The 8,269-nt window shown below is 73.9% G+C and carries 4 protein-coding genes and 1 pseudogene; 2 read left to right on the top strand and 3 right to left on the bottom strand.

Annotation, left to right across the window (positions count from 1 at the left end; all coding sequences use genetic code 11):
* Positions 1-262: 262 nt before the first annotated feature.
* Positions 263-1,948, bottom strand: a pseudogene (locus AB8Z75_RS27760) (FtsK/SpoIIIE domain-containing protein); the annotation flags it as partial.
* A gap of 1,916 nt (positions 1,949-3,864) precedes the next feature.
* On the opposite strand from AB8Z75_RS27760, the gene AB8Z75_RS27755 reads away from it, so the two are divergent.
* Both AB8Z75_RS27755 and AB8Z75_RS27750 read left to right on the top strand, forming a co-directional pair.
* On the top strand, positions 3,865-4,176 hold the full coding sequence (locus AB8Z75_RS27755) for a hypothetical protein (protein ID WP_369206688.1): 312 nt from the start codon (positions 3,865-3,867) through the stop codon (positions 4,174-4,176).
* A complete protein-coding gene (locus tag AB8Z75_RS27750) occupies positions 4,176-5,894 on the top strand; it encodes a hypothetical protein (RefSeq protein ID WP_369206686.1) in 1,719 nt (572 codons plus the stop codon). The genes AB8Z75_RS27755 and AB8Z75_RS27750 overlap by 1 nt, the downstream gene beginning before the upstream one ends.
* Positions 5,895-5,994: 100 nt before the next feature.
* Here the strand turns inward: AB8Z75_RS27750 and AB8Z75_RS27745 are convergent, their stop codons facing one another.
* Positions 5,995-7,482 carry a serine/threonine-protein kinase gene (locus AB8Z75_RS27745; RefSeq protein ID WP_369206684.1) on the bottom strand — a complete coding sequence of 496 codons (1,488 nt, stop codon included), beginning with the start codon at positions 7,480-7,482 and terminating at the stop codon, positions 5,995-5,997.
* Positions 7,479-8,269: DUF4129 domain-containing protein (locus AB8Z75_RS27740; protein WP_369206682.1), on the bottom strand; the 791-nt coding region annotated here is incomplete at its 5' end. The genes AB8Z75_RS27740 and AB8Z75_RS27745, both read right to left, overlap by 4 nt.

The following is an 8,269-nucleotide window of genomic DNA, read 5'->3' as shown; positions in this document are numbered from 1 at the left end:
CGCCATGACGCAGCTGTTCCGCGAGGGCCCCTCCGTGGGGCTGCGGGTCGTGATGACCGCCGGGCGTGGCGGCCTGTCCGGCACCGTCTCCTCGTCGTTCGGCGACCGGCTGATCCGCCGCCTCGCCGACCCCAASSMCYACACCGCGGCCGGGCGGCAGGTGCGAGGGCACGTCCCGCGGCGTCATCCCGGCCGTGGTGTAGTCGTTGGGGTCGGCGAGGCGGAGGATCAGCCGGTCGCCGAACGACGAGGAGACGGTGCCGGACAGGCCGCCACGCCCGGCGGTCATCACGACCCGCAGCCCCACGGAGGGGCCCTCGCGGAACAGCTGCGTCATGGCGTCGATGAGCTTGCCGTAGTCGTACGACTCGAAGGTGGCGGTGTAGCTCTCCCAGCCGTCCAGCAGCAGCACCATCCACGGCAGGCGCTCCTCGGGTGACGCCGCGGCGGCCCGCTGCTCGGCGACACCGGCCGCGCCCGCCTGTGCCAACAACTGCTGGCGGCGCACGATCTCCGCCTGCAGTCTGCCCAGCAGCCGGGTGAGCCGGTCGGTCTGGTCCCTGGTGGCGATCGCTCCGCAGTGCGGCAGCACGGACAGCGGAACGAGCGCGTTGGAGCCGCAGTCCACGCCGTAGAGGTGGACGTCGGCGGGGGAGGAGACGTCGGCGAGGGCGGTGGCGATGGTGCGCAGCGCCGTCGACCGTCCCGAGCGCGGTCCGCCGACCAGCAGGAGATGATCCCCGTCCACCAGATCCAGTGTCAGCGGCGAGCGGTCCTGGCGGGCCGGTACGTCGGTGACGCCGAAGACGACGGGCGGTACGTCGCCACGGCGGCCTTCCGCGGGGCGCGGTACGTCGGCGACCGTCACCAGGTCGGCCAGTGGTTCGAGCCAGGGCCGGTACGGCGCGGGGAACCGCATGGCGGCGGCGCTCTCACCGACGGCGGCGACCAGCACCGCCAGGTCGGTCAGCGGGTCGTCGTCCTCCTGCCCCGCGAGCTGGGGCCGGGCCGGTGCGGGGTGACCCAGCCCGGCCCACTCCACCGGCGCGGCCCATGGCTCGGTCGTGGTGGACGCCGCCGCCTGCGGCCTGCGCCCGCCGACGCGCCCGGACTGGAACGGCAGCAGCGAGGAGGCGCCCAGCCGCACCAGGGCGCGCCCCGGCGTGTCCTTGGCGATGGCGGCCGAGTCCGGGGCGTCGATCACGTCCTGGCTCTCCGCGTTGTCGGTCACCCGCAGGGCGATGCGCAGGTTGGTGTTGGCGCGGATCTCCGGGGAGACCACGCCGCTGGGCCGCTGCGTGGCCAGGATCAGGTGGATGCCGAGGGACCGGCCGCGCTGGGCGATGTTGACCAGGCCGGCCACGAAGTCCGGCAGCTCCCTGGCCATCGAGGCGAACTCGTCGACGACGATCAGCAGCCGGGGGAGCGGGGCCAGCGACGGGTCCCTGCGGGTGGCGAGTTCGTAGGCCTCGATGTCCTTGGCGTCGACCGGCTCCAGCACGCGCTCGCGACGGCGCACCTCCGCGTTGAGCGAGACCAGCGCCCGCTCGACCAGGTGGGAGTCCAGGTCGGTCACCATGCCGACGGTGTGCGGCAGCTGCTCGCACCCCTTGAAGGCCGCGCCGCCCTTGTAGTCGACCAGGACGAAGTTCATCGCGTCCGGCCTGTTGGCCACCGCCAAGGAGGCCACCAGCGTCTGGAGGAGCTCCGACTTGCCGGACCCGGTGGTGCCCGCGACCAGCCCGTGCGGCCCGTCCCGCACCAGATCGATGGTGAAGGGACCGTCGAAGGAGACACCCACCACCGCCGCTGTCGAGCGCCCGCCCACCGCCCAGCGCGAGGCGATGGCCTCGGCCGAGGGCGGTTCGAGACCCAGCAGGTCCAGCAGCCGGCAGGAATCCGGCAGCGCGCCCGCCTCCTTCTCGCTCACGTCGCGCACCGGCGCCATGGCGCGCGCGACGGTCTCGCACCAGGCGGGCGGCACGCAGTCGGGACGTACCGACTGCACGGGGCGCTCCCCGAACTGCGCGACCTGCAACAGCCCGAAGTGGTCCTCCTCGACCAGGGCGCGGCACTCCTCGGGCAGCAGCCCACGGTCCGCGTCCAGACACACCAGGTGGATGCCGCAGCGCGGCCCCTCCCTCAGCAGCTGCGTCAGCCCCGGCAGCGCACGCAGCCGGCGGGAGCCGTCGAGCACGACGAGCACGCACGGGCCGCGCCACCGGGCCTCGGCCCCCGACCGCCCGTGGCCCAGCGCCTCCTGGCGGGCTCCCAACAGGCCCAGCAGCTCGCTGATCCGGCGGGCGACGCTCTCCATGTCCGTGCCCACCAGCGCCACCGCGCTGTGCCCCTCGCGGCCCCGCGCGTGCGGCAGCCAGCGCACCCACTCCCAGGCCTCGCGGCCCGACGGGTCCGTCAGCACGCAGACGCTCAGGTCCGCCGGGCTGTGCAGCACGGCGGCCTGGGCGACCAGCCAGCGTCCGACCGCCCGGGGCAACTCGCCGCGGCCCGCGACGCCGAGGATGCCGTGCGTGCGCAGCGGCACCGGGACGGGGACGTCGGGCAGCACGCGCGGCTCGGCACGCAGGTGCTCCTGCTGGTTGGGGTCGCTCACCTCCACCTCGGACGGCAGCGCCCCGGTGCCGACGCGGAGCACTCCGAAGTCGTCGTCCTCCAGCCGTCGCTCCCACAGGCGCTGCCTGGGCCCCGTGGCGGTCAGGTACAGCTCGGCCGCGTCAGGGCAGGCGAGCCGGCGCGCGGCCGTCTCCTGAGCCATCGCCTTGCGCGCCTGGTACTCGATCGAGACCTTCTGCTGCTCGTACTCGCGGCGCTTGCGGCGGTGCGAACTGCGGCCCTGCCTGCGGTCGTAGAAGTGGTTGGCCACCAGCGTGACCGGCGTCAGCACCGCCATGATCAGGTAGATGGCGCTGCCCAGCAGCACCACCAGGGCGACGGCCGCCAGCATCGGTGCCAGCGCCACCGCCCACGGCATGGGGCGCGTCTCCGACTGCGTGGGCCTGGGCGGCAACTGGAACTGCGTCGTGCGGGCCGAGGGTCTGATCCGCGGCGGCCGGTTGTAGTCCAGCCCCGTGCCGTCCTGCGAGGGCTTGAGCGCGGTGTCGGGGAAGACCGGTTCACTCAGCTCGAACAGCGAGTGCCCGGCGGCGACCGTGCCACGGCGGCGCCAACTGGTGGGCCCCTCCACCTGCTCGCCGTCCATCGTCACGCCGCTGCCGTACGCCGGGCTGACGGTCACCGCACCGTCGAGAGCCACATCGATCTCGAAGGCGGAGCTGGGCAGCGTGCTGTCGGCGGGGCGCACCCAGGCCTCGGGCCCGCTGCCCGCGACGGCGACACCGGGCCCGAGCCGGTACACCCGCCCGGCGTCGGGCCCGCCCACGACTCGCACCTCGACCGTCCCCTGGGCCTGCGGCGGCGGGCAAGCGCCGGGCGTCCCGAGGGAGACCGTCGCCCCGTCCCGCACGGGAGAGTCCGCCAGCGGCAGCGCCGGATCGAGGAGGTAGCCGCCCACGTGCAGGGCGGGGGGCGCTCCCGGGCCGCCTCCGCCCACGTGCCGGGCGATCTCCTGCGCGACGGTCCCGACGGCGGCGTCGGGCTCCGCGTCCACCAGCAGGTCAGCGCGGAGCCCGCCCGCGGTGTCGACGGCGGTCAGCCGCAGTTCCATATGAGCCCCCCGGTCGGCCGATGCAGTGTCCGTGTCCCAGAATCACCGGTCATTGCACTGATGCGCTCCGCTCCGCGTAGCAATCATGCAACAGCGCGCCCGGGCAGGACAGTTCGTCTTACGCTTGCCAGTACGCCGACCGCCGATGGCGCGGCGTAGGGAGCTACACGGGGGGTCAGATGGGAGCGATGAGGCCGGGCGAGACCCCGGAGCAGGCGCGGGCACGGGCTCAGCGCCTGCGCGACCACGCGGACAAGGCGCGCAACCTGGCGGGTTCGCTGGGCTCCGCCCTGGACACGGGGCTGTCCAAGGCGAGCGCCGACGGCGTGTGGTTCGGGCCGTACGCCGAGCGTGTCACCGCGGCACTGCGCGACCGGCGCAGGTCGTTGGACGGCATGGCGCAGGGGCTGCGCGCCACCGCACAGCACTGGGACCACGAGGCCGACCTGCTGGACCAGGAGGCCGTCGCAGCGGGCAAAGGGGGCGAGTGATGGGCCAGTTCCGAGGCTTCGATGTCGCACGGGTGCGGGAGCTGGCCGGGTACCTGGACTCGGTGGCCGGCTCGATGGCCCCCATGCACCGCCAGATGACGCAGGTCCTGCAGGCGGCTGCCGGGGAGCTGACGCCGCGGAAAGTGAGCACGAGTGCGGAGCTCCAGCCGCTGCTGAGCACCCTCTCCATGCCGGGAGGCGTGCCGCTGCCTCTGCCCACCGCCTCGCCGGTGACGGACTTTCCCGTGGAGCTCTTCCCGTCCTCGATGTCGGCGAAGGCGCTGGCCGCCGGGCCGCCTCCGGGCTCGGTCGATCCTTTCCTGCGGCAGACGGCGGCGGACATCAGCACCCGGTGCGACCGGCTGGAACAGGTCGTGAAAGCGGCCCCGGCGTCGGTCAGCCTGGACGCGGGCGAGCTGCTCAACGGCTTCGCCGACCTCCGTGCCATACCGCCGCACAACACCGACCAGGCCGCGGTCGCCACCTGGTGGGCGGGCCTGACGCAGGGGCAGCGCGCGCAGTACCTGTACCTCAAACCGGAGGCGCTGGAGGCGCTGACAGGGCTGCCCGAGGACGTCACGAGAACGGCGCAGCAGCTCGCCTACTTCAAGGTGGTGCCCTACAAGACGTCCAGCCACGAGACCACCGCCGGTGCCAAGCTGACGATCGCCTTCTTCGAACTCGGGGAGGGCTTCGGTTTCCGTACCGAGCAGATGAGCGACGGCACCTACCGCGTGACGATGATCGACAACCTCCGGGCGGGATACAAACCGGACCTGGGCGACGGCATCGACATCGGTGCGGCGGCCAAGCTGGAGCTGGGCGACACCTGGGTGTTCAAGGACAAGGCCGCGGCGGACCGGCTGCAGCAGGACATCAACCGGGCCTACCTGCTGCGGTTGCAGCTCAAGCACGGCCAAGGCGGCATGGGCGGCACGTACTTCGCGCTGCGGGAGCTCGATGAGGTCCTGGCCCGGATCGGCCAGCCGAAACTCGAGGTCGTCACGGCGAGCGTGGAGTCGAACGCGGAACTGGGGGTGGGCCTCACCACCCCGGGAATCAAGTTCGACGGCACCTACTCCAAGATCACCAGCACCATCGACCCCGAGCGCCCCACGGTGACCGAAAGCCGGGACTTCAAGGTGGAAGGCACCGCGACCCACGGCAAGGTCGTCAAGGCGGAGACCGGGACGGTGATCGGCGGCACGATCCAGGTGGTCCGCGACAAGAACAACCCGGACCCCAACACGAACATCACCGCCGTACGCCTCATCCGGACGGTGGAGGGCAAGCTCGGCTTCTCCGCCGGCGCCGACGCCGGAGTCGTCTCCGGCACCTACAAGGACGCCGGCACCAGCGCCCACGTCGTCACCCTCAACGTGCCGGTCAACTCCACCCCGCAGGAGCAGGCCGCGGCCCGGACATGGCTGAAGACTCCGCCCACCTCGATGCTCACCGCCCCCGTCGTCCCCTCCGATCCGCCGCCCCCCGACGGGGACGTCTTCTCCCGACTGGCCCACGACCGCGGGCAGGTCAGCGCTGTCTCCTATAAGGGGAGCGCCCAGGAACTCAAGCTGGGCGGCACATTCAAGATCGAGGGCATCCCCATCGGTCTCGAAGCCTCGGGAGCGGACAAGGAGGACCACGTCGTGCGTCAGCAGTACCTGGGGGCGCCCGACCCGGCGACGGGAAAGCGCCGCTTCGTGCCCCTCCCCTGACCCCTGCCGCTCCTCCCGGTGACCCTCCGCGGCAGCCGCCGGACGCCCCGGCCCGCTCCGCCACGGTGCCGCACCGGGCAGGCAGGCCGGACGGCGCTGGTCAGCCGGCCGGGGCCCTGGACTCCCCTCGGTCGCACACCGCCTCAGCCGAGGCCAGCCCCACGCTGCCGTCGGCGGTCTGCACCAGGGACGTCACCACGTAACAGGAGCCGGGCTTGACCGGCGGGGAGGAGAAGACCACGGACGGCTCGTCCGCGTTCGTGTTCTTCACCTTCACCGTCTCCCCGTCGGGAGACTGGGCCGTGATGGCGAAGCCGTAGACGGGCTGCGGCTTCTTCGGCTTGCTCCACGCGACCTGGACCTGCTTGCCGACCCGGGTCACCTTCACCTCCTGGGCCTGGAAGTCCGGCACCTGGCCCTTGGGCAGGGGATGCGCCGACTTCGCCGGCTTCTTGGCGGGGCGGTCCTTGGCGCTGTCCGCCTCGCCGCCCGCGCTCCGCACCAGGAACAGCGCCAGCCCGGCGCCGGCCACCAGCAGCAGGGCACCGCACGCGGCGACGACCCGGTTGCGGGTCCGGCGCCGCCTGGCCAGGGCCTGGGCCGAGTCCGGGTCGTCGTCGACCACCGGCGGCGGCTCGGTCAGCGCGTCGTCCGCCGGGTCCCAGCCGGGGAGCGGGACCTCGGGTGCCGCCTCGGGCTGGAGGTCGGGCACCTGGGCGGCGCGATCCAGGGGGAGCAGCGACCGCAGCACGCGGTGCACCTCCGTCAGCGGCGGCCGTCGCTCCACGTACGGAGCCGTCATCCGGTGCAGCAGCGCGAACAGCGGCTCGGGCACGTCGCCCCGGTGCGGCCGGGGCAGCCCTCCCGCCAGCGCCGCCTCGTAGGCGGCGGGGCCGCCCTGCCGCACGGCACCCGCACGCGGCGGCTCGCCCGCCAGCAGCGCGTACAGCGTCACCCCCAGCGCGTACACGTCGGCGGCCGGGCCCGGCGCCTCCCCACCGAACAGCTCCCGAGGCGCGTACGCCGGGTCCACGTCCGCCCCCGCCGAGGGGACGGCACGCTGTACCACCCGGCCAAGACCGTGCCCGGTGAGCAGCGCCTCACCCCCGGCGCCGTACAGGACGCAGGCCGGGCGCACATCCAGGTGCAGCACCCCGCGCCGGTGCGAGGAGTGCAGCGCGAGCGCCAGCCGTACGCCGACGACCAGCACGTCCTCGAGGGGGAACGGCCCGGAAGCGGCCAGCCTCTCCCGCGCCGACCCACCCGGACAGTGCTCCGTCACCACGTACAACTGCCCCGCGTCCGTGCACCCCGCGTCCCGCACCGTGACCGCGCAGGGGTGCACGGACGCGGCGCCGGCCGCGAGGAGTTCGGAGTGCGCGGCCAGCCGGCGCGCCGGATCCTCCACCACCGGCGACAGCACCCGGACGGCCACCTCCCTGCCGCCGGCGCCCTCCCGGCACAGCACGACCGTGCCGCGCGGACCCGAGTGCAGCACACGCTGGGCCTGATACCCCTCGGGCAGCGCGGGAAGCGGACCGGCACCGGGAGGCGCCTCGGGGGGACCCCAGTCCGGGATGGCGTTCACTGGCGTACTCCTGTCCGGCCGGTACGTACGGACGCCCCTGAGCGGCCCGCGCGTACGGGCACGTGTGAGCGGCCCGCGCGCGCGGACGCTCCCGCACGGCTGTGACGTCTCAGCGTTCCCGGGCGCAGCGCCCGCTTGATCCGCTCGCGTCGCGGCACCGTTCGCGTGACGACCTCCTCGATCGCGTCGCAGTGCCGCCAGGCGGCGTCCGCGGCGGCCTCGTCGGGGACCCGGCCCCCGTAGTCGACCTCGTTGACCAACCGGGCGAGAGCGGGCAGCTGTTCACTGCCGCGTCCGCCGATCCGCTCCAGGCCGAAGGCCGCCACCTCGGTGGCGGTGTGCGCCGAGGTGGCGGGCAGACCGATCTCGGTGAGCCGGTCGACGATCTGCTGCCACGCGCCGAGCACCCGCCGCGCCGGGTCACGCGCTCCGCGCCGCCGCCTGCGAACCCGGTACGGCGCCCAGACCGCGTAGCCGCCGTAAGCCAGGACCAGCAGCAGCACCGCCAGCACGGCGTAGGCCCACGCGGGCAGTCCGCCACCGCCGAGGGGCGCCGTCCGGCCGTCCTTCTCCCCGCCGGCTTCCGGCTGCTGGGGCGGCACGGACGGGCGCGGCTGCTCCGCGATGTCGCGGTCGGCCTTCTCGCGCTCCTTGGGCTGTCCGGCAGGCGGCACCGACGAGCCCTCCTCGGAGGCCTGCCCCGGGGTCGGATAGAACGGCACCCAGCCGATCCCCTCGAACCGCACTTCCGGCCAGGCCAGCGCGTCCCCTCCGGTCACCTGCCTGG

Origin of the sequence: Streptomyces sp. PU-14G, assembly GCF_041028275.1 — a bacterium.
Taxonomy (GTDB): domain Bacteria; phylum Actinomycetota; class Actinomycetes; order Streptomycetales; family Streptomycetaceae; genus Streptomyces.
The sequence above is the reverse complement of the archived record's forward strand: the minus strand, read 5'-3'. Positions and strand labels throughout refer to the sequence as shown.

Coding starts and splice junctions, on each gene's coding strand:
- AB8Z75_RS27750 (WP_369206686.1), top strand. CDS start 4,176: ATGGGCCAGTTCCGAGGCTTCGATGTCGCACGGGTGCGGGAGCTGGCC.
- AB8Z75_RS27755 (WP_369206688.1), top strand. CDS start 3,865: ATGGGAGCGATGAGGCCGGGCGAGACCCCGGAGCAGGCGCGGGCACGG.